The 26,661-nt window shown below is 34.1% G+C and carries 13 protein-coding genes; 5 read left to right on the forward strand and 8 right to left on the reverse strand.

Features of this window, described 5'->3' with window-relative positions:
• Positions 1-1,190, forward strand: a 1,190-nt coding sequence (locus tag H6X70_RS07340) for an Ig-like domain-containing protein (protein ID WP_194767031.1), incomplete at its 5' end; no start/stop codon positions are given.
• A gap of 980 nt (positions 1,191-2,170) precedes the next feature.
• On the opposite strand, the gene H6X70_RS07345 is transcribed toward H6X70_RS07340, so the two are convergent.
• From H6X70_RS07345 to H6X70_RS07355, 3 genes are all read right to left on the reverse strand, one after another.
• Positions 2,171-4,405 carry a T9SS type A sorting domain-containing protein gene (locus H6X70_RS07345; RefSeq protein WP_194767032.1) on the reverse strand — a complete coding sequence of 745 codons (2,235 nt, stop codon included), beginning with the start codon at positions 4,403-4,405 and terminating at the stop codon, positions 2,171-2,173.
• A 265-nt stretch (positions 4,406-4,670) separates the two neighbouring features.
• Positions 4,671-5,471, reverse strand: a complete 801-nt coding sequence (locus H6X70_RS07350) for a T9SS type A sorting domain-containing protein (RefSeq protein ID WP_194767033.1) — start codon at positions 5,469-5,471, stop codon at positions 4,671-4,673.
• Positions 5,472-5,971: 500 nt separating this feature from the next.
• Complete coding sequence (locus tag H6X70_RS07355) at positions 5,972-9,331, reverse strand: T9SS type A sorting domain-containing protein (RefSeq protein ID WP_194767034.1); 3,360 nt, start codon at positions 9,329-9,331, stop codon at positions 5,972-5,974.
• A gap of 683 nt (positions 9,332-10,014) precedes the next feature.
• Between H6X70_RS07355 and H6X70_RS07360 the strand changes: the two genes are divergently transcribed.
• The 4 genes from H6X70_RS07360 to H6X70_RS07375 all read left to right on the forward strand — a co-directional run bounded on the left by H6X70_RS07360 (position 10,015) and on the right by H6X70_RS07375 (position 17,141).
• Positions 10,015-11,568 carry a sulfatase family protein gene (locus tag H6X70_RS07360; RefSeq protein WP_194767035.1) on the forward strand — a complete coding sequence of 518 codons (1,554 nt, stop codon included), beginning with the start codon at positions 10,015-10,017 and terminating at the stop codon, positions 11,566-11,568.
• A 199-nt stretch (positions 11,569-11,767) separates the two neighbouring features.
• Positions 11,768-13,687: a sulfatase-like hydrolase/transferase gene (locus H6X70_RS07365; protein WP_194767036.1), complete on the forward strand. Its 1,920-nt coding sequence runs from the start codon at positions 11,768-11,770 to the stop codon at positions 13,685-13,687.
• A gap of 6 nt (positions 13,688-13,693) precedes the next feature.
• Entirely contained in the window at positions 13,694-15,157 is a 1,464-nt protein-coding gene (locus H6X70_RS07370) for a sulfatase (protein ID WP_317171460.1), read from the forward strand.
• A 538-nt stretch (positions 15,158-15,695) separates the two neighbouring features.
• The gene (locus H6X70_RS07375; protein ID WP_194767037.1) at positions 15,696-17,141 is read left to right on the forward strand and encodes a hypothetical protein; all 1,446 of its coding nucleotides are present in this window, start codon (positions 15,696-15,698) and stop codon (positions 17,139-17,141) included.
• Between the two features lie 153 nt (positions 17,142-17,294).
• On the opposite strand, the gene H6X70_RS07380 is transcribed toward H6X70_RS07375, so the two are convergent.
• The 5 genes from H6X70_RS07380 to H6X70_RS07400 form a co-directional block, all read right to left on the reverse strand.
• The gene (locus H6X70_RS07380) at positions 17,295-18,491 is read right to left on the reverse strand and encodes an IS256 family transposase (protein ID WP_194767038.1); all 1,197 of its coding nucleotides are present in this window, start codon (positions 18,489-18,491) and stop codon (positions 17,295-17,297) included.
• Between the two features lie 356 nt (positions 18,492-18,847).
• Positions 18,848-20,953, reverse strand: a complete 2,106-nt coding sequence (locus H6X70_RS07385; RefSeq protein ID WP_194767039.1) for a sulfatase-like hydrolase/transferase — start codon at positions 20,951-20,953, stop codon at positions 18,848-18,850.
• 176 nt (positions 20,954-21,129) lie between these two features.
• A complete protein-coding gene (locus H6X70_RS07390; RefSeq protein ID WP_194767040.1) occupies positions 21,130-22,050 on the reverse strand; it encodes a DUF1735 domain-containing protein in 921 nt (306 codons plus the stop codon).
• A gap of 14 nt (positions 22,051-22,064) precedes the next feature.
• A complete protein-coding gene (locus H6X70_RS07395; RefSeq protein ID WP_194767041.1) occupies positions 22,065-23,792 on the reverse strand; it encodes a RagB/SusD family nutrient uptake outer membrane protein in 1,728 nt (575 codons plus the stop codon).
• 26 nt (positions 23,793-23,818) lie between these two features.
• Positions 23,819-26,605, reverse strand: a complete 2,787-nt coding sequence (locus H6X70_RS07400; protein ID WP_194767042.1) for a SusC/RagA family TonB-linked outer membrane protein — start codon at positions 26,603-26,605, stop codon at positions 23,819-23,821.
• Positions 26,606-26,661: the final 56 nt, after the last annotated feature.

Below are 26,661 nucleotides of genomic sequence, written 5' to 3' on the forward strand. Positions count from 1 at the left end.
TAACCGATATGACGCTTTCTCCAGAAGCAACAACAATCAATTTAAATGCTACAGAACAATTATCACTAACATTTACGCCTTCTAACGCGACCAATCAAAATGTCACTTGGTCTTCAGATAATGATGCCATAGTAAGTGTAAATCAGTCTGGGCTTATAACAGGAGTTAGTCTAGGAAGTACAACCATCACAGTTATATCTGAAGAAGGAAGTATTTTAAGAACCTGCGATGTTATTGTTCAAAATATAAGCTCATCAGTGTCTGGTGTTACCTTGAACACCAATTATCACTTGATGAAAACAGCTGAAAGTTTTGTCTTGATGGCTAATGTTGAGCCTGCTGATGCTACCGAACAAGGTGTGATTTGGTCTAGCGATGATGAGACCATAGCAATTGTATCGGCAACGGGTGAAATAACAACATTGAAACAAGGTGTTGTTAATATAAAAGCCACAACAATCGACGGTGGTTTTGAGGCCTCTTGCCGTGTAACTGTGTTAAATATTAATATAAATAAATTGCAATTTATTAGTTCTAAAGCAAGTGGCGGGTTGAGATTGAGTGCCTCTGATGGGACAACAAACCCTATTCTAAATGCTGCACCATATCCTACAAGTAGCAACGCCAAATGGAAAATTACTCCAACTAATGATGGTGCTTTTTATATAGATAATCAGGCAACAACAGCCAACCGTCTATCAGCCATAGCATCGACAGATAGTAATGCTGAAATGGTTTCAGATGCAGAAACCGCCGATAGAGCGAAATGGTATATCAAATATGAGCAGTCGCAAAATGGAGTTGACTATTATTTCATTGAATGTAAAGCAAATTTTGATAAAATGCAGCTCTATAAAAAAAGCAATACCGAGGCCGGTATGAGGACATTTGGAGCTAACGATGGGGGACGATGGTTCTTTGAAGAAGATATGGATGTGCTTAGCACCGATGATTTAGATCTTACCTCAAACCAAATCATATTGAAAAACAGAAACATTACTGTAACAATTGCTAAAAGTTACAGTTCAGCAAATGTTGCTATTTACAACTTGAATGGAAAAATAATAGTTTCTAAAAAAATGACATCTAATGAAATGAATATTAGACTTGACAATTCAAATACAGGTTTGTACATCATTTTACTGTCTGTTGATGGCCAACAGCAAATAAAGAAAATCATGTTGAAATAGTAAACCTAATATTTAAATTTAGCTCTGGCTAGGAATTACTTCCTGCCAGAGCTTTTTTATGCATTATAGTATAAATAGTGTACCCAATTTCACATGCAGTTCTTTTTTAATTGCCTGGAAGGTTGTAACCATTTCGAGAAAAAATCAGCAAAAATTTCTATTAGTTATGAAGTCATTTTTCAATCTAAGTTTGATTTGCTTGGTGTTTAAGTTTAAAACGAAAGGAGGTTCAGTTTATTAACTTCAAAAACATAAACTTTAAGAGGTTTTATCATCATAAGTTGTATATAACCTCCTAGCACCCCATTTTCGACTCTTCTAATTGCGGTTTTCTAGATAATGATATCTTCATTATTAAATCGAATATTTCGGTTGTTACAAGGCTAAAAAGAAGGTGTGTTCTTCGTTATTATTTAATTTGAAGGCTGTTCGAATCTAAAGGTCTCTGTAAATATTTAGGGCACATCTATGATATAGACTTGCAGTGCTTCTTTTTATTGTTGTCTTAAATAAATTTAGTCTAGAAGTATTATATTTCTCTAATACATTGACTTTAATCCGAGAAATGATAAACTTATTTCTATATCATGCATTTTCTATTTGTGGCAGAGCCACTATATATTCAGGGTTTTCTAATACAGCATTTATTCGTTCTTAAAATAGGCTAATTTTTACGTCTATTTTTTATTAAGAAGATAAAAAAATAGCCTAACAATATATAACGGTTGCTTCATCCATATTGTAATTATCAAAATTTGTTTAGAGGTATTTCCTAAATTTTCAATCGATATGTAATTATTTAGCTCATTATCAAGCAAAAAAAAACGATTGGTGCTTAACACATCAATCGTTTTTTTACTTTAAATAGCCCTTTTAAGGCATAATAATTTTGAAGTCTAGGGCGCTTTACTAAAATTTAAGCGAAATAGGTTGTTGCTAATTAGGTGCAAATGTTTTCAAGTTTAACCTAAGGCGTATTCCTAAAATACAAACACCTTCTTCATATAATAATTGTAACCAGTATGAACATGGATAATATAGATTCCAGCATTTAGTTCTGGTAGTTCAAGTTTCACATGAGACTTAGATGGCTTTAAATCTTTATAAACTATTTCTCCTAAAACACTATAAACTTCTATATTTTTAATACGCTCATCGCCATTACTAAATTCAAATTTATAGCTAGCAGTCCTTCCATTTTGTTGAACGATTTCAACGGTTCCAAAATTAGATGGTACAAAATCTTCAGTACTTAATGTTTCTGAATAATTAAAAACAAAAGTAGTTACACTTGCAGGGGGGAAGTCCCATGAAATTGATTGATTTATAACCGTTGGTATGGTTTCATCCGTAATTTTGATGTTGTTACTCACACCGGCAGTGTTTATTGCTGTTAATGAAGTGGCAGAAAGTTTCTTAATTGATTTTAAATCATCTAACTGAAACCCATTACCTTCACCAGAAATACTTGATGTTATATTTTCATCGTCTGTAGTATTAATAACCATAAGGTATGCCTCTTTTTTAGAAATATCAATACTGGCATGGCTATACAGTTTTGGGATATTGTGTGTTTCAGAAGTTGTTCCAAAGGTGAACGGATCATAAGTATAGCTTTGTTCAGGAATATTTGTAGAAGTTGTTGAAACCAGTTGATTTCCAAAATATTTAGAATACATTTCAGTAGTAATTCCGTTCGCATTTACATGCGATTGTCCTTCTCGCATCGCAGACTCCTTATTATTACCATGATTAAACAAATAATTAATATTCGCAACTTGAACTAAATTACCGCGTTTAGCAATTTCATAATTTAAAAGCGCATAATAAATTGCAGAAGCGATGGTACGGGCGTGTTCAACACCATTAACTAGAGTTCTGTCCATGATGCCGTATTCTGTTAAAAATAAATTTGGTTCTTTTCCATTATTTGCTGTATAATTACTAATATTTTTATCAAGCTGAGTTGGGAAACTTCCCGTAGCAATACCAACTGCGTTTTTAAATACATCTGTACCATAATACTGGTCAAATTTTTTCATTGTCTCAGCTGCCATATGTTGCTGTGTTCCTTCAGATTTTACATTGCTAGGATCATTTAATTCATATTCACTGATAAAGAAAAATCCGTCTGAAATTAAAATATTTGGATCAACAGCTTTCATGGCATTATAAATTTGAACATGACCATCCAAATTTTGTGTAGTATAATTGGCATAAACATTTTGGCCAGCTGGCGGGATTGCTCCATTTGTACCATCACCAAACAAAACCTCTCCAGTTTCTTCATTTAAAGTATAATGCAAATCTGACGAAGCAGAATTTCCAAAATCATCAACTCTAGTATACGAAACCGCTGAAGCAGCGTCAACGCCAACCTTCAACTCAAAACTTTCCTTGACTAGCGGATACCATCTTACTTGAAAATCTTCATTAGGAGTTCCTTTCGTTCTAATGTAGCTAACATTCCACGCATTGTCTCTTACTAATGTTTGATTAGTATAAGTTCTTGAACCTCCATAAGCTACTAAGTCTCTAAACACGGGATCATTGAAAGCTAGTTGATCACTCTCGTTATCACCATCATAAGGCCATCTAGGCCAAATTCTTGAGTTTCCACCTTCATTAGCGATTTCCCAAGTTTTAACATTATAAGGCTCTGGGTGTCCATTGTCTGCTCTCACTTGTGCCCAATCTATTCCTCCATTTGGATTAGCCCCTACTTCTGCATTCATGTATTCTACCCAATCGGCTGCATAGGCTGCACCTTGGTTAAAATTCACTAATATGGTGAGTTCGCCATTAGTTTGCTCCATAAGTTGTCCTGCTTCATCAGGTCCAAACCAGTTATCATCTGGAATATATTTCCAGCCATGCATGCCGCCTCTATTTGCTTTGGGGCCAATAGCGCGTTTCCATTCATATAAATTCCCATAAGTACCACCAGGAAAACGTAAAACTGGAAGTTCCATATTTACTAACGCGTTTAGTATATTAGGATCAAAATTACCATCATTGGCTATAATCCCAAATCCGTGGTTGGCAGGAATCATATTATAGCCAAAAGCTGGGATTTTATTTAATACATTATCTGTATTAATATGAATTGTTTGTGCTTGCAAACTAGCTGAGAATATAAGTACAAACAAGGCAAATATACATTTAGACATATTACGATAGTTCTGAATATTGGTAATTAAATAATTATTTTTCATTAAATAAATTTTACTGTTAAATTTTAACAATGCTTACATCTTTAATTATTAGGCATTAAATCAAAAATTATTTAGCCACATATTGTTCCGATTACATAAAAAAGAACCATAACTAGAATACAAACAAGCAAAATGAGATTTGAAATAAAAAAAAGCCTTAGGTTTCCACCAGAAGCTTAGTAACTTTTTTTTTAATACAATACATATTTTCATATTCAAAAATTAATTAGAAAACATGTATTGTATTAATTTTTTTACTTGATGGTTATTTTACCATAAACTTACTAGTTTTAATGGTGTTACCATTTTTAACTTTTAAAATGTACAATCCAGAAGCAAAAGGAATGTTTTCAACAATACTTAGTGTGGTGTTGTTTTGTTTTACATTTCTAGAACGTAGTAATTTACCACTTATGGAGTAGATTGAAATTTCAGTAGTTTTATTATAATTATTTAACTCTAAATTGATATTTAAATCACTTCCTTTTGTTAGTAAGGATGGTTGTAACTGTAATTTTGAATCTTTAAGTGAAGGATTAAAATCATTGTTAGATAATACCATATCACTCCATGAAATTTCAACAATTATAATAGGTTTTACGTTTGCTCTTATTTCTAACGTATTAGGTCCCATATCGTACCCTGATATATTATTAATAATATACTTATAAGGGTCAACCATATTTCTAGAGCCAACTTCTTCACTAGTTCCAATAAGGGTTGAATTTAAGTAAATAGAAACAGTAGCATCTGCATTATTTGTTCCGTTAAAAGCTTTTGCTAAATCAAATGTTAAAGATTTTATTCCTCCTGGTAAGGTAGTAGAAAGCACACTCTGTCCCGCAGTAGCATCATCTCTTAACATGATGCCGTCTAAAGTGCCAGATGTATCAGTACGTGCCTGAAAGTAATTCCAAGTAATTGAATTATCTCCTACAAAACTTCCATCTACATATTCATTTGTAAGAGATAGATTGGCAAAAGTTTCTGTGCCACTTTGAGCTTTTACTGTTGAATAAACGCACATAAAAAGAATGCAAAATAATTGTAATGTAATTTTTTTCATAATAAAGAATTTTAAATTAATAAAGTATTATAAAATTAGCTCATAATGTAGTAATGGTATGAGGGTGTTTTAGTAAAAAAGCAGGGGCGAATTGAGAAATCCTTTTGTTTTAGGGCGTTTTGGCGACATGACCATATGTCAATTTTAAAATTATGATTTAAAATGAGATTTATTTTTAAAGGCTTTATATTAGGGGAGTGGCATCAAAATTCTGTGTAAACGAAAGCTTAAAAAACATTAAGTATAATAGAATTCCTTTATTTTAACCAGAACATCGATAGGTTACCCTTTGCGTTAATACCCAAATTCTCTGCTAAACACATAAAATGAGGATCTTGATTTACAATAGATTTAGTAGCTGTTTTTCGTTACCATCCGCCACCGTGAATCTTGAAATGTACAACTACTTTTTCGATTCGACCTATTAGTAATGTAAATGCTATGAGTTTCATAATTTCGGTTAATTTGAAATAAATAGAGTATTAAATATTAGTTTGTATTTACTTTATAATAACCCTTTTGTTAAATTGTGTGTGTGTACCTTTTATTTTGATGAAATAGACACCTTGTGTTAACGTTTGAGTGTCTACATTTAATTGATTTTTTCCAATTACAAGAGGTACTTTGTTTTTTAATATTAAATTACCTAAAATACTCGATACCTCTATTGTTATGGTCTCTTCCTGTTCAATATTTAAATTAATATTAATGAATTCACCTTGAGTTACAGGATTAGGATATAGATTAAAAGTAGACGTTGTTTGCTCTTTTGAAAGCGCTTTTGTGTCTAAATTACTTGTTTTACTTGATGAATTAGTATTTGTAGCCCCAAAAGACCAATGAGTTTTAATATTTGTATTAGTAGGCACAGCAAAAACCTCAAGTAAATTAGATTGGGGATTATTATTAAATGAAGTATTTGATGCACTTAAATAGTAGCCATAAGACACGCTTTTTAAACTAACTGAGTTGCCATCCTCTAAGTCGACAATTTCCCATTGCGTTAAATCTCCTGAAAATGTATTTGGAACTAATCTCGTTGCATAGCCAGAAACCCCATCTTTTGTTTCAATATTGTTAATGATTTGAAGTCTAAGTGGTTGCTTTTTGCCCTCTATATGGTAGTAAGAGGTTCCGCTAACAGGAATCAATTTCCATTGTACCCAGTCCCCATTGTAATCAACTGATAAATTTAAATCTATATGTTGCCCAGTACCATCTACATTATTTGTTTGTCTTAGTCTCGTTTCACTCAAATTAGCTAAATTATCTATATATGTCCATGTGCTTGGAATTTTAACTAAATCAATAAGCTTCCATTGTGACCACCCACCATTACTAGAGCTACTTGCACCGTGGACAAAATAAGCAGGTATTGTGCCATCATGAACTTCTTGTGTGGCACGAACGTAATTTTCAAATTCTTGATTTTCAATATAAACATTGCCTGAAGAAGACGATTCTATTAATCTCCACTTTAGCCAACTTCCTCCAGACCCATTGCTTGTAGTAGAGCGTAATGCCAAGCCACTAGTATTACCTTGTTGGTCGGAAATATTAGTGAGTTGTAAATAATCACCCGCTTCAGAAATAATATAATACCAACCCGATTCTGCGCTCTCAACAAACTCCCATAAGGTAGGGGTTTGTGTTACGCTTGAGTTAAGTCTAACTTCATTTTTTGAAGCACTTGTAGGATCTGGTAAATTCGTTGCATCTAACCATCCTCCTAATGCGTTATTCTGAATTTTTATCAATCCAGATGGGGGTGTTACTAATGTTGTAGCCGTTCCGCCTGCATATATTTTTAATGTTTTTGCGCTTAATGGAGGGATAGAAAAAGTTATGCTTTTTGTATTACTGTTTATCACGACATCGTTTGTAGGAACAACATCAATTCTAATATTATCACGTTCTGAGGAAGAATTAATTGCATATATATGATCTGAATGTATTAATGTTGCCTCCATGGTGGGATTGTTAAAAACCACACTTGGAGAATTATTTAAAGTAAATGAAGGTGTGTAAGTAGTAGTTTCAGAAGGGTTTATAGCGGTAAGGTATATGTACTCCCCATCTTCATCACGAGATGCATAAGGAATAAAATCAGGTATACTTCCTTGATCCATTTGAGCAACATTTGTTAATTTTCGAAAGTTCATTGTACTTGTTGGAATTGTATTAGAAGTACTTTTTAATGCATGTTTTCCAGTATGTTTTATAAAAAACTCCTGCGCAATACCTAATGAAGTAACGAAAAGATTATCTGGCTCAAATGGGCTACTTCCTGAAGCATCAACTCTAATAGAATGTGCTTGATTGGTCATAGAGGTTCTATTAAATAAAGAGACCGGATAATCGGTATGCTGACCAAATTGAGTGACTACACGTTCACACTCTAAAAGATGTTGCAATGCACCTAAAATTGTATATTCACGAGCTATGTGTTCTACTCCATTTGCATCTGTAGTCGCGATACTTGCACCAGGACCAAAATCTAATGTAGAATGTTCTCCTACAATAATCTCTGTGCCTGAAGGGTAATCACTTACACTAGCATAACTCATATGGGCAGAAAGATGTTGTGGCCAAGAAAAATACCCCTTACTTATCATCTCGGTAACAATATTATTATCTATTAAACCCACTGCATTTCGAAATTGAGAACCACCATGAATGGGAACGGCATCTTTACTCTGCGTATCTAAAAAAGCACCGTCGGAAATAAGTAAATTGGGGTTAATAGCTTTTAATTCATTATATAATTCTAAATAACCTGTATGATTTCCTGAACTATAATCTAAAAACACATACGCGTCACTTGGAATTTTTTTTCCATGAATACCATCTCCAAAAATCAATAGACCATCTGATTTTCTAAATAAAAAGACCTTGTCATTACTTCCATAAGAATTCAATAAGCTAGAATTACTTGGGTCTGCGCCTTCTGGTAAAAGTATACCATTGTAAATTTCATAAGTTGAAGGATTATTGTAATCGGTGCCTACTTTGGCACTAACAAGAGATTGGATGGGTGGAAAAAAAGCATAAAACTCTTCATTTTCCAATCCTTCAGAAGCAAAAGTAGCATTTGCTATACTAGAGATTATAGCACTTCCTCTACCTTTGTGAGCCATTTGATTGGTAAAAGCCTTGACACCTCCGTTTAGGGCTTTATTTTCATCAATAGTACCACCGCCTCTAGGTAAACCATCATTTGGCTGCATATACCAAACATGATGCCCATTACCACCTAGTTCATTTCCGTATTCTACGACAGAAACCTTAACTTTATTAATACCATAACTTTGTCTTACACTTCCCCAAAAAACACCATCATTATCTAAATCTTCGTTTGCATCAGCAGTTAAGTACTCATACAAATCTAAATGGTGCTGTTTATTGTAATTTGGACTGAAAACAGGAATGATTTCAGCACCAGATGCGTGTGCAGCTTTTAGAGCTTCATTTACTCCAAATTGGACAGTAGTATCTGCTTTTCCGCTTTCTGTGTTTGGATAAGTTCGCCAAATATGTGTCATCTGAGATGGACGATTATTGATGTCTGGCAATGTTTTTTTCCAGTCAAACCAGTCTGACACAGTACCTCCTGGGAATCTTATATTTTCAAATCCAGATTGACTTAGTAAACTTTCAAAACGAGTAGAGAGTTCTCCATTATAAAGATGCCCCTCTTCTTCTGTGAAGAAATGCCATACTAAATTTTCACCTATAGATGGTCTTTCGGTTAAAACATCTTGGAAATCATATGTCACTTGACCTTTAGCATTATAAAATAATAGGTAAATAAAGGCTATCAGTAACTGTTTTAAAATATTTTTGTGGGTAGATTTAGCCATAATTATTAGTATTTAATACTGACATTTTTTTTATAAAAAAGTATCAATAAAATAGATTGAAATATTCTTTTAAAGAACAAGACCCATCAGTGAGTCTGAAAGTGATTCTAAATAAGTGACTTATATTCAGTAAAACTTTCATCTGCGTATTCATTTTTACGTGATCGTTTAGCAAAAATAAAATTAGGGCAGCATGTAGTAATGCTGCGAGGGTGTTTTAATAAAAAAGCAGGGGTGAATTGAGATATTCCTTTATTTTAAATTGACTATCGAAAAAAAGTACATTTGGATAGATTATATTTTCGGTAAAACACAAATAGTCAAAGTGAGTTAAAAAAATATTTAAGACTTGTTATAAAATTACAATAAGTGCAAATTGAAATACCTTTTTATTTTAGATCCAAGTAGCTAGTTGTTGATATACCAAATTACCCCTTTAAATTTACTAATATAGCTACTGCCAATTGCTAGGGTTCTCTATATTTTTATCCTTATTAAAGTATGACGAATGAAAAAAAATTATTAGCCCTTTTGAGCAACTGTAATTTTATTTCAAAAACTCAAAATCGTATAGATTACATAAGATGAAAATGTGCAAAAATCTAATGTTCAACCCTAATGAAAAGCATAATATTCCAACATAGGAAACAAACCTTTAATTAAAAAAAACAATTTGAGAGACAATGAAAATAAATTCAATTTATTATAAAATATTTACAATTTTTTTATTTACAATGTTAATATGCTCATGCAAAGAAAAAAACGAAAAGATTACCAAAGTAACGAAGCCAAATATTGTTATTATTTATGCAGATGATTTGGGGTATGGTGATGTGGGCGCTTATGGTGCTACAGAAATTAAAACACCAAACATTGATTATTTAGCAAATAATGGTGTACGTTTTACCAGCGGATATGCATCTTCTTCTACTTGTACGCCTAGTAGGTATGCTTTGCTTACTGGAGTATATCCATGGAGAAATAAAAAGGCAAAAATATTACCAGGTACAGCACCATTAATTATAGATACCTCACAAATGACAATTCCTAAAATGCTTAAAACAAAAGGCTATCATACAGGAATTGTGGGGAAATGGCACTTAGGATTGGGTACAGGTTATACAGATTGGAACAAAAAAATAACCCCAGGCCCTAATCAGGTTGGGTTTGATGATTCATACATTATGGCTGCCACTCAAGATCGAGTACCTACCGTTTATATAAAAAACGGTAACGTTGTTGGCTTAGATCCTAATGATCCTATTGAGGTTAATTATAAGAAGAATTTTGTAGGTCAACCTACAGGTGTTGATAATCCAGAATTATTAACCATGAAATGGCATCATGGACATAATAATAGTATTGTAAATGGGATTCCGCGAATTGGTTTTATGAAAGGTGGAGAAGCTGCAAAATGGAAAGATGAAGAAATGGCAGACCAATTTTTAAAAGAAGCACAAGATTATGTGAAAGCACGCAAAGAAGAACCTTTCTTTTTATATTATGCTTTACAGCAACCACATGTTCCTCGTACGCCAAGCCCTAGATTTGTAGGGAGTTCTGGAATGGGACCAAGAGGCGATGTTATTGTAGAGGCAGACTGGGTTGTTGGAGAATTTATTAAAACTTTAGAAAAAGAAGAGGTTTTAGAAAATACATTAATAGTTTTTACAAGTGATAATGGTCCTGTTTTAAACGATGGGTATGATGATGACGCTGTTGAAAAACTAGGTGAACATAAACCTTGGGGGCCTTTTAAAGGAGGGAAATACAGTCTTTTTGAAGCTGGAACACGAGTGCCGTTTATTACGTATTGGAAAGGCGAAATCCAACCAACTGTATCCGATGCCTTAGTGTGCCAAATGGATTTACTATCATCTATTGCTAGTTTAATTGGCTCGGACATTCGTGTGGATGATAGTGAGAACCTAATGGATTTATTTTTAGGAAAAAGCGACTCTGGCAGAGAAGAGTTAATTATAGAAGCTACTTCTAGAACAGCATTTCGTAAAGGTGATTGGTTTATAATTCCTCCTTATAAGGGCTTAGAAGTAAATGACCTGGTAAATATAGAATTAGGAAATTCTAAAGAATACCAACTCTATAATTTAAAAGAAGATATTGCACAAGAACGAAATTTAGCTAAAACTAACAAAGAAAAGTTAGCCGAAATGATAGCATCATTTAAAGCAATTAGAGGCGAACATGATGATATTGAGGAGTTGGAACTAAAATAAGAAGCTCTTTTTCTTGAAAATCTAATTTAATAGGAGCAAAAATAAATTTTCCATTTTATCATTCAACTGAAGTCTAAAAAATGTTGATTTAAATACTTTTTATAAAAGTAGATTTATATCGTTGGTGATTTGATGTTGATGGTATACAGTAGTTTTAAAAAAATTAGCGTTAGTACAAAAAAAATAAAAATTAAAAAAAATGAAATTTTTAAATACAGTATTCACTTTATTTATTTTCTGTGCAAGCGTTGCTTGTGCACAGAAAAAACCAAATATCCTTGTAGTAGTGACAGATGATTTAGGGTATTCAGATATGAGTTTTTTACCTTATGCTTCTAAGGATGTAAATACACCAAATATTGATCGGATTGCTAAAGATGGGGCATTTTTTACTAATGCTTATGCAACAGCACCTATATGTAGCCCCGCAAGAGTTGGTTTATTAACGGGAAGATATCATCAGCGATGGGGGAATTATTGGTTTGGTGAAGGAGGGCTTCCCTCAGAGGAAAAAACACTGCCTCAATTATTAAAAGCCCAAGGATATTTCAATGTAAAGGTAGGAAAAACACATTTGAATGGCGGTCCTGTTGAGCATCCTTTAGATCATGGTTTTGATGAATTTTTAGGGTTTGTAGATCATACATGGGATTATCTTCGTTTGAGTCAAGAAGCGGCTGATGACTATGGTGAAAAAAACGCCGAGAAAGCTCATATTGGTCCTTTATTAAATGGAAGAGAAAAAAAATCATATAAAAACGGATACACAACCGATATTTTTACCGATAAAACCATAGATGTTATTAGAAATACTACTGATAAACCGTTTTATATCCAATTATCCTATAATGCCGTTCACCATCCTACCTATGTGGGACATCCAGACTATCTGAAAAAATATGGCATAGAACAATTTCCGTTTTGGGATCCAAAAATCGAAAACTATCAAAGTTGGCATCGCAAATGGGGGCATCTAGGTAAAGTAGATCCTGATGGTAGAAAACGTTATCTACTCCAGTTGGAAGTTATGGATAAAGGCATTGGTAAGATATTGGATGAATTGGAAGATTCTGGTAAATTAGATAATACCATCATTTTTTTCATCTCCGATAATGGAGGAACCATTAATACTTATGCGCAAAATAATCCATTAAATGGCTATAAGTACATGTTTGGAGAAGGTGGAGTGAGAGTGCCGTTAATTGTTTCTTATCCCCAAAGAATAAAAGAAAAACGTACGGTGAACCAAATGGTTTCTGGAATGGATTTATTACCAACCATCATGGAAGCAATAGGAGCCCCCATTCCTAATAATTTGGACGGCAAAAGCCTTTGGCCAACAATTGAAAACAATATAAGTATTCATGACAAGTTAGTTTGGTCCAATGGTCGTGATAGTTGGGTGGTGAGAAAAGGAAAATGGCGACTCGCCCACAATATAGGTTGGGTTCATAATACTTATGAATTGGAAGGAGGGGTGGCTCTTCCTGCATCAGACGAATATCAGTATCCGGATGGGATACAACTTTTCGACCTTGAAAATGACATTTCTGAAACCAAAAACCTTAAAGATAAATATCCTGAAATAGTTGCCGAGTTAACAAACGTATATAAAAAATGGCAACAGGAAATGTCCGACCCACGAACAAGCGATGGTGTGTTAAAAACCAAAAATGATTCAGGAAAGTTTATAGGAAACTCATTAATTGAAGATGGAGCAGAAATTTATTCTGATGGAGCAGAAAAAGATAATTTCAATAGCGCTGTTATTGATGGGTATGAAAAAACCTATTGGAAATCTCCTGGGGGCGATTCAGGAAAACCATTACCACATTTTATAGCCATAGATTTTCAAAAAAAGAAAACATTTTCTCAAATTAAATATGTGCCCGCTCCAGATAAAGTAAAAGGAAGGGTTTCCGATTTAAAAATTTATGTTTCAAATAATCAAAATAACTGGGGCAGTCCTGTAAAAACAGTTAGTTTTCCTAATGATGCTAAGCCAAGCCTAATAAAACTAGACCAGAAGGTTTCAGCTCGCTATATGAAATTAGAAGCAGTTCAAGTTCATGATAGCTCACAACAAGCAGCTATAGCAGAAATTGATATTATTAATTAAAGGTTTGTGAGAAAATTATTTCTTGTTTTTGTTTTTGCTGTCTGTTTTAAAGGCGTGATGTTTTCACAAAGCAAACCTAATATTATTTGGTTGATGGCCGAAGATATGAGTTTAGATCTTGAGGTTTATGGTTTGAAAGATGTAAAAACACCAAATCTTAATAAAATGGCTGAAGACGGCGTGCGGTTTGATAATTGCTTCGTTACAAACCCGATCTGCTCTCCCAGTAGATCTGCAATGATGGTAGGTGTTAACCAATTACTAATAAATGCTGGTAACCACAGGAGTAATAGAGGGGTTGTTTTAAATGAAAATTATAAGCCTTTTACGTATTGGTTGAGAGAACAAGGATATACATGTATATTAGGACATCACGGTGTTTTTGATAAGGGGAGAAAGATAGATGTAAACTTTAAACACAAAGCGCTGGGGAAATGGGATGGTAAAACTGAATTTGGTCTTTTCGATAAACGGGATTGTTTTGAAGAGGAAGACCAACCTTTTTTTGCTCAAATACAATTAAAAGTAACCCATAGGGGCGATTGGTGGAATGACATAAGAAATCAATCAAAGCACCCAGTAAATCCAGAAAATGTTGAGTTGCCAGAATTTATTGCAGACCATCCTATGACTAGGTTAGATTGGGCTAAATATTTAGATCAGGTTGAGTATATGGACAATGAAGTTGGTATGATTTTTAAAGAGTTGGAAGATAAAGGCATGTCTGATAATACCATTGTCATTTTTATTGGGGATAATGGTCGTTGCAATATTCGCGGTAAGGGTTATTTGTATGATTCGGGTTTGCGTATTCCTATGATTATATATCACCCTAAAGGAATAGAAAGCAATAAAATTCGCAAAGATATAATTAGTGCTACAGATATTACCGCTACTATTCTTGATTTTGCAGGTGCTAATATCCCATCTTATATGACAAGTAAGCCTATATTTAAAGAAAAAAGCACTAGAGACTATGTGTTTGCTGCTCGGGATACTTGGGATGAAATTGAAGATAAATCAAGAGCCGTGACCTCTGGTAAATGGAAATATATTAGAAATGATAAACCAGAAATACCTTATGATGCCCACCAAGCTTACTTAGAGTTTTATCGTCCAGCCCTTCATGTTATGCGAAAGCTAAATCAAGAAGGAGCATTAATAGAATATCAAAAGTTTTTTTTTGAAAGCACAAAACCAAAAGAAGAATTGTATGATTTGGTTAAAGATCCATTTGAGTTAAATAATCTTGCCAATAACCCCAACTACAAAAGCATATTGATAGAACTTCGAAAAAAGACTCTAGAGGCATATAAAAAAGTAACACCAAATAAGAAGATCAATATACCAGTTATAACCGATGCTGTAAATGTTTTAAATTATGTGAAAAATGAAAAACCAGATTTATACCAACAAATGCAGCAAGGCGTAGAAATAGGTTTTCAAGCGCTCAGGCTCAATATCAAATAAACAGATAAAAACTAAAGCGTTAGGTCGTAGTTAGCTGCATTTTTTTATCCTTATCTTTTTATCTAGTTTTTATGATAAAGATTAGGAAGATACAGACAGCCATCTTTGGCGAGTATATCTAATTTTTAATTTTGATTAAATGATGAAGTAAATTTTATTAAGGCTCATAAACCTCAAAGAGGTAGGAGTTATCATGATTATAAAAAAATAGCGTTTAAATTATTTGAATAAATGGCACTCTGCAATTAGCACAATTACTAAATGCCCTGAAGAATATAGCAGAAAAATTTAAATACAGAAAATTGAGTTGCGTCCATAATATTACTTTATATATCTTAAAACCTTTTGTTTAAAAAGGGGTAGCCTTTAATATAACTTTTGGTTAATAAAGTATTCTCATTCTTTTAATATAAACAGTTCTCTTTTTTAAATAAAAAAAATCAGATTTTTGTAAAGCAGTTTATATTGAATTTAGATATTCGTTTATTAAAAAATAGTGTATCAATATGAGTCAAAAAACATTTTATAAAAAACAATTATGAAAATATTAAAATATCAAATGCTCTTCCTTTTTGCAGTATTACCATTAATTGCAGCATCACAAGAAGAGCCAGAAGCACAGTTCTTAAAAAACAGAAATGATTTTGTGGATACTATACCCTACGTGGTAGTAAATGCCGACAGGCCACAATGGACTATTTCTAAATATCTCAATGGGTCGCATTTTGTGTATGCTTTTGAGAATGATGCGCTCTATAAGGATGAAAGTATAGCAAAATGGATGCAAGATAGTAAAACAGCTATTATTAGATGGCCAGGGGGGACTGTTGTACAATATTACCATTGGGATGATTTAAATGGTATTCCGTTTAAAAATGATAGTTGGGATCCTGATTACAATGGTGAAACACTATCTGGGGATAACTTTATGGATTTGGACGAATACATTGCTTTTTGTAGAAAGGCTAACACAGAACCTATGGTTGGATTGAACCTTAGATCAGGAAAAGCATATAATAGGCTAGGAGAATCGTTGGATGAAGCCAGACGTTTAATTACTTACTGTAAAGAAAAAAACTATAATGTTAAGCATTGGTATATGGGCAACGAAGGCTATGCCAAAGGTTTTAAAGCCAAGGAATATGCTGCATATATTGACCAGTATGCCAAGGTACTAAAAAGTGTCGACCCAGATATTGAAATTATTGGAGACTGGAAATTTGGTCCTTATAAAAAAAATAGATTTGAAGAAAGTATTGATATAGCTAAGATCTCAAAAGAAGTTGATGTATTGGAATTTCATGAAAAATGGGGGAATATATGGGGACTTAAATCAGGACATACTGTGGAAGAGTGGCGTAATGAATTTCCACTTTATGATGGGAAATTAACAACATTATTGCAACGCCTTAAAGATGAAACGAGAAGGGCTAATAAAACCGTTAAATTTGGATTTAATGAATGGGGTTTAGGAGATATAAAAGGTGCCCAGGAATACGATTATGCTATCATTGCTGCCGATTTTATGTTAGAAATGTTTAAAAACGATGTATACCAAGCCTGTTATTGGAATTTAAATGCTGGTAAGCGAAAATCAAGAGTGTTTAATACTAATGAAGAGGGGACAAAATTATTGCATTTTAATCCTATTGCTGATGTGTTTAAAATGTTTTCAACGGCATTACAAAAAGAATATTTATATGTGCTCTCTAACGATAAGTCCATTTATGGTTTTGGTGCAAAAGACGTGCAAACTGGAAGTGTAACAGTTTATCTTTTAAATAAGAACGAAAAGGATACCTTGATGAAATTAGGTGTTTTTGGTTTCGGTGTTTCTAATGCTAAAATCACAATAGAACGATTTTCTAACCCAGGAACTATTGATAGTAAAACACTTGAAAATGCAAACATGAATAAGAAAGTGCATGAGTTGGAATTGCCTCCTTATTCATTAAGTAAAATTACAATAAGTCCCCTAATGTAAAAAACTAATAAAAACCTAGGCTTGAGACTTAAAAAATAGTTTCAGGGTTAAAATAGTTGGCATCATCTCATAAAGTGCGTAAGTTTTAAAATCTCAGGTTAAAAGACACTATCCCGTAAAGTGTGTAAGTTATAAATCGAGGGTTTAGCTTTTTTAAAGTTGAACCCTTTTTTCAAATATAGTTAAAAACTGGTTTAAAATAATGCCCCAGTTCCTAATAGGCATCGACCATTTTTTGGTAGCCTCTCTAAGGGCTAAAAAAGTGGACTTCATAACAGCTTCATCTGTTGGGAATGAGAGCTTGTTTTTAGTGTACTTTCTGATTTTACCATTAAGGTTTTCAATAAGGTTTGTAGTGTAAATGATTTTTCTAATTTCAACAGGAAATTCATAAAAATCGGTAAGCTCATCCCAATTGTCTCTCCAGCTTTTAATAGCATAAGAGTACTTGTGCTCCCATTTCTGAGCAAAGTCCTCTAGAGCAGCTTTTGCTGCGTTTTTGGTGGGTGCATCATAGATATTTTTCATGTCTTTTGTAAATTCCTTCTTGTCTTTCCAAACAACATAGCGACAAGCGTTACGAATCTGGTGTACCACGCAAATTTGAGTTTTAGATTCAGGAAAAACATTTTTAATGGTGTCGGTAAAACCGTTAAGATTATCTGTGGCCGTGATAAGCAAATCCTGAACGCCTCTGGCTTTCATATCGGTTAGTACGCTCATCCAAAAGGCTGCCGATTCATTCTTACCCAGCCAAAGTCCTAAGACTTCCTTTTTACCATCTCTACGGAGTCCTACGGCGATGTACATGGTTTTGTTAATGACTTTGGAGTTCTCCCGAACCTTAAATACAATACCATCCATCCAAGTAATTAAATATACGGGCTCCAGGGGTCTGTTTTGCCAAGCAACAATATCATTGGTAACTTTATCTGTGATACGTGATATGGTAGATGTAGATACATCAAAATCGTAGACTTCTCGGATTTGCTCTTCAATATCAGAATTACTCATGCCCTTGGCATAAAGGCTGACAATGACGTTTTCTATGCCGTCAACCATGTTTGTGCGTTTAGGAACTAGCATGGGGTTAAAAGAAGCTTCTCGGTCTCTGGGAACTTTAATATTAGTCTCTCCTAAAGCTGTTTTTATCTTTTTAGACCCATAGCCGTTACGGGTATTGCTATTATTGGATTGCTGATGCTTCTCATAGTCTAAATGAGCGTCAAGTTCTCCTTCTAGCATCTTTTCAATACCTCGCTTTTGGATAGATTTTAGAAAGGAGGTTAGTTCGTCTCCTGTTTTGAACTGTTTTAAAAAATCGTCGTTTAGAAAATCTTCTTTCTTCATAAGTGTGTAAATTTTAAAATTAAACAAAAAAATATCGAGGGTTGCAACCCTCGATATTTAATCTTTACACACTTTGTGAGATACTGCCGGTTAAAAATTGACTTGAGATTTTTTATAGATTAATTTTAAATTTTACACTCTTATAAACCATCTAAAAAAATAGCGAGGCGTATATGCCTCGCTATTTTTTTCATCATATTAATAGTATGATTATTTGTATTCTATAAATTTTTTAACACTTAGTGTACCCACGCTTTAGCAAACTTTGCATTTGCAGAGCTAGTAATAGCATAAATCGGTAATTAATAGAATTTAATTTTTATATGAATTAGATTCAGAATTGGTATCACTCGATTTTAATGAAAAAATTGTGAAGCTGGAATAGTTTGCTTACTTATTTTAGAACTACTCCATTCTAGATTTAACTTTTTCACTTTTTCACCATGAATAGAATATAGTCTAATAGGGTGTAAGCCTGCTTTTAAACGCAGAGTGCCGCTTTTGGTGGAATTCCCAAAATAGTTGTAGTCTGCATCTATAACCGCTGCATCGTGTATGCGTAATAAAGCGCCTTTATCAGTAGTAATATAGAAATTGTAAACGCCATCTTCAGGAATTTTAATGTAACCTTCAATATATAATGCTCCAAAAGCCTGGTTAGTATCTATTTTTGTATTTGGTGCTTTTGTAGTGCCTTTGTTATCAGGGGTAAATGTTTCTAATGCGGGAACCCAAGGAAAATTACCTTTGTAAACTTTCCATACAAGACCTTTATTAGTGTTATTTATGACTTTTGCAGGGATTAGCTCATTATCATACGGTCGTACTGCAGTATTATTTGCTATACGTGATTGTAATGCTCTATCTTTTAGTTCTTGCTGAAAAGTTTTCATTCCAGCATTTTTTGCTAAATTATTGGTCTGTTGAGGATCTTTTACAACATCATAAATTTCAAAATCATCATCTTGTTTCTTGATATCATAACGAACTCCCACTAAATTATCAATACGCAACATTTGCATTTGATTTCTTTTACCGCCTCTACGTGCTGGTATAAAATCTTTATAATTTGGTGTGGTTTTACTTTGAAAATATTCAACATAAATATTACTATTTTGTTGATTTCCTTTATTAAGTAGCGATGGGAGCAATGATACACCATCCGATATTGCTGGAGCTGGTAAACCGGCCATATTCACAAATGTAGGCATCCAGTCGTACGAAATACTAGGGGTTTCAATAGTATGACCTGTTGGTATATTTTCGGGCCACCATGCAATGGTTGGCATTCTTAGGCCGCCTTCCCAACAATCACGTTTAATACCGTCAAAAGGGCCAAAACTTTTAAAGAAAGTAGGGTTAATAGGTTTGTTTTTGATATAAGACTCTCTTGAAGGGCCATTGTCAGACGTAAAAATAACCATGGTGTTGTTATCAATATCAAGGTCCTTTAAAAGTTGTAAAATATCACCTACCGCTCGATCTATACGTCTTACATCCGTAGCATATCGTTTGTAAATATCTGGCCATGCAATTTCTGGTGTTGAAGTTTTTCCATCATCGTCGTAAGTGGCATTAACATAATCAGGATGTATCCAAGAATCTACTTTTCCAGAAGCGGTGTTAATCATTTTCCCAGGTTTTCCTGTCCATTGAATACCTCCGTTTAAACCATTTCCTTCAGGGTATGCCTGTGTTGGCAGTTCAAGTACTGCATGAGGCGTATCATAAGCTAAATACATAAAGAAAGGTTTTTTATTTTCGTTACTTTTTTTATGATCTACAATCCATTTTTTTGCAACAGCAGTCCATAAGTCTGTAGTATAACATTTATCTAAGTTAGCCGTTATGTTTTTTCTGTTTTCGTAAACTTCTTTTGACCCCCTGTAAGTGCCTTCTTTTGGGTAGTGTTCGTGTCCATCAACATGGCGGATATACCCCATGTAATAATCAAAACCTCTATTTAGGGGATGAGCAGTCCAGTTTGGACCTTCGTCATGTCTACCTTGCATACCCCATTTTCCAATAGCGGCAGTACTATAACCTGCTTTTTGTAAGGTCGATCCTAAGGTGTAATTATTATCTAGAGCTTTATCAAATTGGTTATCTCTAATGTTTGAATGACCTTGATTACGCCCCAGTAGTAGCGATGCTCTTGATGGCGCGCAAACTGGCGCAGCGGCATAGTGTTGCGATAGGGTAGCACCTTCATGACTCATTTGATCCAGATAAGGGGTGAATTGTCTAGGAATCCCAGAAGTAATATCTAAAGCCAATTGATCTTGGTAGAAAACGCCAAGGTCTCCATAGCCCAAATCATCTGTTAGAATGAAGATGATATTTGGTTTTTGTTCATCTTGTGCGCCAATCGAGCTAAAAAGCGCTAAAAATAGCATCGTTAAAATCTTTTTACCTTGGTTCTTTAAATAGAACGGTATGGTTGAAATGCTGTGTAACTTCATGTTTATAGATAAATTAAAATAATGTAACGTTTCTATTTTGATAATGGTTTCTTATAAAAAATCTCCTCATTTTTTGTTTCACTTCAATTAGAAAAACGAAAACGAGAAGATTTATTGGCTATTAATCCTTTTCAAATAGAAATGTTTTGTTGAAAAAAATATTTAAAAAATAATAGTTATTCTTGATCAGGGTCAAATTGATTAACTCCATCAACCACACGATTTCTGTAATCTAATATATCGGTAGCTTTATAATTTGAACCATTAAAATCAAATGTGTAATTAAGCGTGATTACTTTTGTTTCTGGATTGTAAGATGAGCCACCGTCATCAATTACAGCTACTGCTCCAGGTAGACTTTGGATAGCTATTGTGTTATCTTCAGAAATAATAATTTCCATTTTATGGTTGCTACCTCTAAAGGTGCCTAGCCCGTTAACTATTGCGGAGTTAGGAGAAGATACCGTTAACTCTTCAACATCATCAATCCCCCCTGGGTACTCAATTGTTTCGGTTGTGGTGCCATCTGTTTTTACAAATTGCCCTTTCTGGATGTAATTGCCATAAAGTTTGTTGATGTATGAAAACGTTATCAATGTAGATTCAAAATCGGCCAAAATAGAGTCTGCTTTAACTACATTTTCCAATTTAAAACCTAAGGCGTAATTATTCCCTAAAGAGGCAGGGTCTGCTAAATAGTTTATTGAATCTGCTTTTACATACACAAACCCTTGTACTTTTCCAGCAGGAATAATAATTTTATTATTGGCAGGGTTTCCGTTGGCATCAACAAAGTTATAATAATCACTTGGCAATACAGTTAATCCTTCATTGGCAACAAGGTTGTCATCTAGTGAGAATGTGATTTCAACATCTTCGGTATTAGATAAACGTCCGCCTAATACGGCACCAACACCTATTCGCATACCTTCACCCATAATAAATGTTCGGTCTATTTTGGGTTTTGGAAAATACACTGCTGTGTAATCAAATTCATTTTCAACAAAATCATCATACGAACACGACATTATGCCTACACACACGATGAGGGTAAACACCATTAGTTTTGTTATGTTTTTTAATTTAATCTTATTCATAATAGTTTATTTTTTTACCAACCGTTGTTTTGTTTTAAGTTGTTATTTACCAATAACTCTGCATATGGTAATGGTAAATAACTGTTTTTTGTTTCGTATTGCCTTCTTTCAACGTCTATGCTCTGATATGAAAAAGTGCCGTCTGTGTTTTTAATCACTTTAACGCCTTTAACATCGTTAGTGTTAGCAATGTCGTTCCATCTTCTTAAGTCATGAAATCTTTCGCCTGAAAAACATAGTTCTATACGTCTTTCATTTTTTACTAAGTCTCTAAAATCTGAATTATTACTAGCCGCATTGTCCAAATAAGGGTCTACTAAAAGTCCAGCACGTTTACGTACCATAGACAGGGCTTCTTTGGCCGATACGGTATAACCTACAGGAGCAGCATCGGGTTGACCGTAAGCTTCATTTAAAGCTTCAGCGTATATTAAGTATAGGTCTGAAAGATCTAACTGCACATAAACTTTTGGTAGGTTTGTCGTTACATCAATTCCAGAAGGATCAAAATCTAAATCATTTAAAAACTTTTTTAAATAGTAGCCTGTTCTGGTACCAACATTATCAATAAACCCACCATAATTGTCTTGGCCGCCTTCAAATATCTCTAGAGGGTTATAATCTGTACAATTTGGCGAATTATAACAAGAATCCCCGTTATAAAACAAGAATCTATAAAATCTTGCATCTCTAGATATATAAGGAACAGATGCATCATAACTGCTTTGTGAAGCGCTTATCGGGTACCCATTCGCGTCTGGAAATGCATCAACCAAATTTTGTGATGGATTTACTTCGCCTTGACCATAAAGTGTTGGTGGGTATAACCTGTTTTCTAATTGGTTGTTTTGTCTAGAATTTCTTAACCTCCAGATATGATCTGGGTTGTCCTCTCTTTTATAATCATAACTTTGAAGCGGTTTCAATCCGCCGTTCATTTCAATGAATTCGTGTGCTAAATCGGCTGCTCTTTGCCATTTTACAAGGTCATTATTAGGATTAAATGCTGGGCTTGCCGCATATAAGGCCACTTTTGCTTTAAGAGCATAAGCCGCTAAGCCACTTGCTCTTCCTGTTTCTGCATCTGTAAAGGCTATGTTACTTGCTCCAGATCCAGAATACTGTAGTGGTAAGTATTGGATGGCAACATCTAAGTCGTTCATGATTTGAGTGACACATTCAGAGTATGTATTTCTTGATAATGTAGCATAATCTTCATTTTCTAAAATGCCATCTACAATTGGGAAGCCAAGCATTTGGCCATCTGTAGATGGGCCACCAAATACTTTTAGTAACTCCCATTCTGCCCAAGCTTTCAAGAAATGGGCTTCACCATAGTAGCGGTTAATGGTTCTTTCGTTCTCTAGAGCATCATCGCGGTTTGGTAAATAAGGAAGTCCTGTATCGTGAACCAACTCTATGTATTGATATACTTTACGTATATTATCGTATGATTGTTGCCAAACATATCCGTAAGGATTATCAGTTGGCCCCCAATAACCTGTTGCCAAAGATGACTCATTAGAACTTGATACCCCATTATCGGTGAGGTATTCTACCGAAAAATCAGTGAAATAATTAAATGAATAATCGGTATATATCACATCGATTAGTCCACGAGATTCTTTTCCAAACTCAGTTATTTCTTCTTGCTCTATATATTGAATCTCATCGTCTAAGAAATCGCTACAACCATAAGCGGTTATAAGCAGTATGAGTAATATTTTATTAGTTAATTTCATGTGTATCTTATTATTTTAAGTATTTATTAAAAACTTATTGTCGTACCTAAAAAGTAACTTCTCATCATTGGGTATTCAGAAACTCCTGACCTTGTGTCTTCTGGATCCAGATCTTTCATTTTGCTAAAAAGTGCTAAGTTATTACCTCTTAAAAAGAATTTTACAGCATTAAAAGGCGATTTGGAAATTACTTTATCTGATAATGTGTACCCAAGTTCCATTGTCGAAATTCTAAAATAACCGCCGTCTACAAGCCAATAATCTGAGGATCTATAGTTGTTATCGCTTTTTATGTTTCCTAATCTCGGGTTGGCATTTCCATTAGGTAAGTTACTGTTTATACTCCCATAATAGCTACCTAAACCAGAATGTTGGTAATAAGGTACATTACTTAAATCAATATCATAACTCGCTACACCAACACCAACAACGTCTAAATTTATGCCTTTAAAGCTGGCTCCAATATTGATGCCGTAATTGAATCTTGGAGTGCTGTTACCAATAGCTTTTTGATCTCTAGAATCTATAACATTATCCCCGTTTAAATCTTTGTACTTTACATCACCTACGCGAACATCGCCAAACTGCGGTAGCGCATTTGCTATGTTGTTAGTAGTATAAAGACCATCACTTACATAACCCATAATGTTATCTTCTGCCTGACCTTCTTGCAAACGGTATTGGTCTGGGTATTGTACCTCCGCTATTCTTACTCCTTTGATTTTGTTATACCCTGCATTAACGCCAAGGTAGTATTTAAAATCGTTTTCGTTGTTTCTAAAAAATATACTCGAATTGAATCCTTGGTTTTTTCTGTTTGTGTAATTTAAAGCAGGTAAATAGGCATTATTACCTAAAGCTTGAGCATAAAGCTCACTAGCATTGGTGATTTGGCCTTCAATATCGGTGTTGAAATAGTTGAAATTAAGACTTAATTTGTTAAACATTTGCAGTTCTAAACCAGCAAAAAACTGATTGTAAATAATCCAGTCAATAGCTTGGTTTCCTGTTTGAGAGACCTGATAGCTAGATTGCGTTTGATTCGATTGTCCAGCACCATAATAAGCTTTGTTTGATCTTGTCCATGTATCTAAATAAAGGAATTTGTCTGCTGTGTATTCTGTGCCTACTATACCATAAGATGTTCTAAATTTTAAAAAATTAATAACCTTATTATCTTTTAAAAAGTCTTCATTAGAAGCGATCCAAGAAACCCCTAGAGTAGGGAAAAAATTGGTACGATTGTTTCCTATGAATTTAGAACTATTGCTAGAATTTAAGTTGGCATACATGATGTATTTATTTTGAAGCGCAAAAGAACCATTTAAATTAAATGTTAATTGGCGTACATCTGGAACATCTGCATCGGGTGTAGGCTGGTAGTAAAGAAGGTGGTTTGCATTTAAATTTAAAACACCTTCTCCAAGATCTTTTACATAACTAAGGTTACCTCCATAAGCAAAGTTTCTTAGAACATCAGATTGATTTCTGCTTACATCAAGGGTGTTAACTTCTGTCGTGTAAACTTTAAGCGCCAATGCGTCTTGGTTATTAACATCCTTATAAGTTTCTAAGGTGTAAAGGGCTGGGGTGTTGTCTGCTTGCAGTGATTGTGAGTTAAAAGTTCTCATCATCAAGTAAGTATTGTATTTAAGACCTGGCACATAATCTTTAAAATCAAAATTAAAACCAAAGTCAAAAATCATATTCGCCTCGTAATCTGTTCTGGTTCCACCAGCCTCTAGCTCTGCCAATAAATTATTGTTAAATTGATTGCTAACAATGTATGCAGAATCGCCTACTTTTAAAGGAAACGCGTTAGCAGGTGTGCCAGAAATCCAATTAAACATGGTACTAGCATCTAAAACTGGACGATCATTTTCACCAAATTTACCATAAACACTACCAAAAGTTTCAATTAAATCATTAATCTGAGCTTTAATTTTGGTTCTGAATGTGATACTTCTACCGGTAATTGGATTTCCTACTTTTTCTAAGCCTCGCCAGTCTGAATATCCAACAAATGCACCGTAAGCTAATTTTTTTGAACCTCCATAAACTGAAAGAGAAGCGAAATTTGAAGGAGATGATTCCTCTAAAAATGTATCTTGGTAATCAACATTAGGATAGCCTATAGGGTCAGATCCATTTTCATAGGCTTGTATGTCTGCTTGCGAGTATACAGGTCCCAGTCCATCGTTATTAGATACTTTGTTTATTACTCTAGCGTACTCTGCTGCAGATAAGAGGTTAGGCATTCGTGTGGAAGTATTTAAACCTCTTTGGTAATTAACTTCCACTACAGGTTTTGTATCGTTTTTACCACCTCTGGTTATTACGTATATTAGGCCGTTGTCTCCTAAAATACCCATCAACGAATTAAAGGTCGCATCATTAAGTATGATTACTTCTTCAACTTCACGTAAGTCAACTTGAAGACCTCTAGGCTGTCCATCAATTAACACATAAGGTGTGCCTCCATTTAAGGTATATGAATAATTATTAAAACCAGGTGTATTTGATTGACTAACAATTCTTAATCCTGGTACGCGTCCTCGTAATGCTTCAGACAGGTTGTCGCCTGGAGTTTTTCTAAGAGTTTCTCCTGAAATTCTATATACAGCTCCTGTAGACTTGCTCAAGTTAAAGGTTCCAAATGGAGTTTCAAGAATTTGATCTTTAGTTATTGGCGAAAGCGAATCCTGCTGCACTAAGTTGCTAGAAGAAGTGTTTTGCGCCAACGTTACCCCACCAAGAAATGTGCTTAGCAAACAGAAGAGGTATATTTTAATTTCTGTAAAGGTTTGTTTCATTTGTATATGTTTTTTTGTTAAATACGATTTTAAAAGGACGCCGTTTGTAGTCCGTT

Source organism: Tamlana sp. I1 (assembly GCF_015355625.1).
In the GTDB taxonomy this organism is placed as follows: domain Bacteria; phylum Bacteroidota; class Bacteroidia; order Flavobacteriales; family Flavobacteriaceae; genus Pseudotamlana.

Bases quoted from the DNA above. Each gene is read 5' to 3' on its own strand.
- H6X70_RS07360 (WP_194767035.1), top strand. From the start codon at position 10,015: ATGAAAATAAATTCAATTTATTATAAAATATTTACAATTTTTTTATTT.
- H6X70_RS07385 (WP_194767039.1), bottom strand. From the start codon at position 20,953: ATGAAGTTACACAGCATTTCAACCATACCGTTCTATTTAAAGAACCAA.
- H6X70_RS07355 (WP_194767034.1), bottom strand. From the start codon at position 9,331: ATGGCTAAATCTACCCACAAAAATATTTTAAAACAGTTACTGATAGCC.
- H6X70_RS07345 (WP_194767032.1), bottom strand. From the start codon at position 4,405: ATGAAAAATAATTATTTAATTACCAATATTCAGAACTATCGTAATATG.
- H6X70_RS07400 (WP_194767042.1), bottom strand. From the start codon at position 26,605: ATGAAACAAACCTTTACAGAAATTAAAATATACCTCTTCTGTTTGCTA.
- H6X70_RS07380 (WP_194767038.1), bottom strand. From the start codon at position 18,491: ATGAAGAAAGAAGATTTTCTAAACGACGATTTTTTAAAACAGTTCAAA.
- H6X70_RS07375 (WP_194767037.1), top strand. From the start codon at position 15,696: ATGAAAATATTAAAATATCAAATGCTCTTCCTTTTTGCAGTATTACCA.
- H6X70_RS07350 (WP_194767033.1), bottom strand. From the start codon at position 5,471: ATGAAAAAAATTACATTACAATTATTTTGCATTCTTTTTATGTGCGTT.
- H6X70_RS07395 (WP_194767041.1), bottom strand. From the start codon at position 23,792: ATGAAATTAACTAATAAAATATTACTCATACTGCTTATAACCGCTTAT.
- H6X70_RS07365 (WP_194767036.1), top strand. From the start codon at position 11,768: ATGAAATTTTTAAATACAGTATTCACTTTATTTATTTTCTGTGCAAGC.
- H6X70_RS07390 (WP_194767040.1), bottom strand. From the start codon at position 22,050: ATGAATAAGATTAAATTAAAAAACATAACAAAACTAATGGTGTTTACC.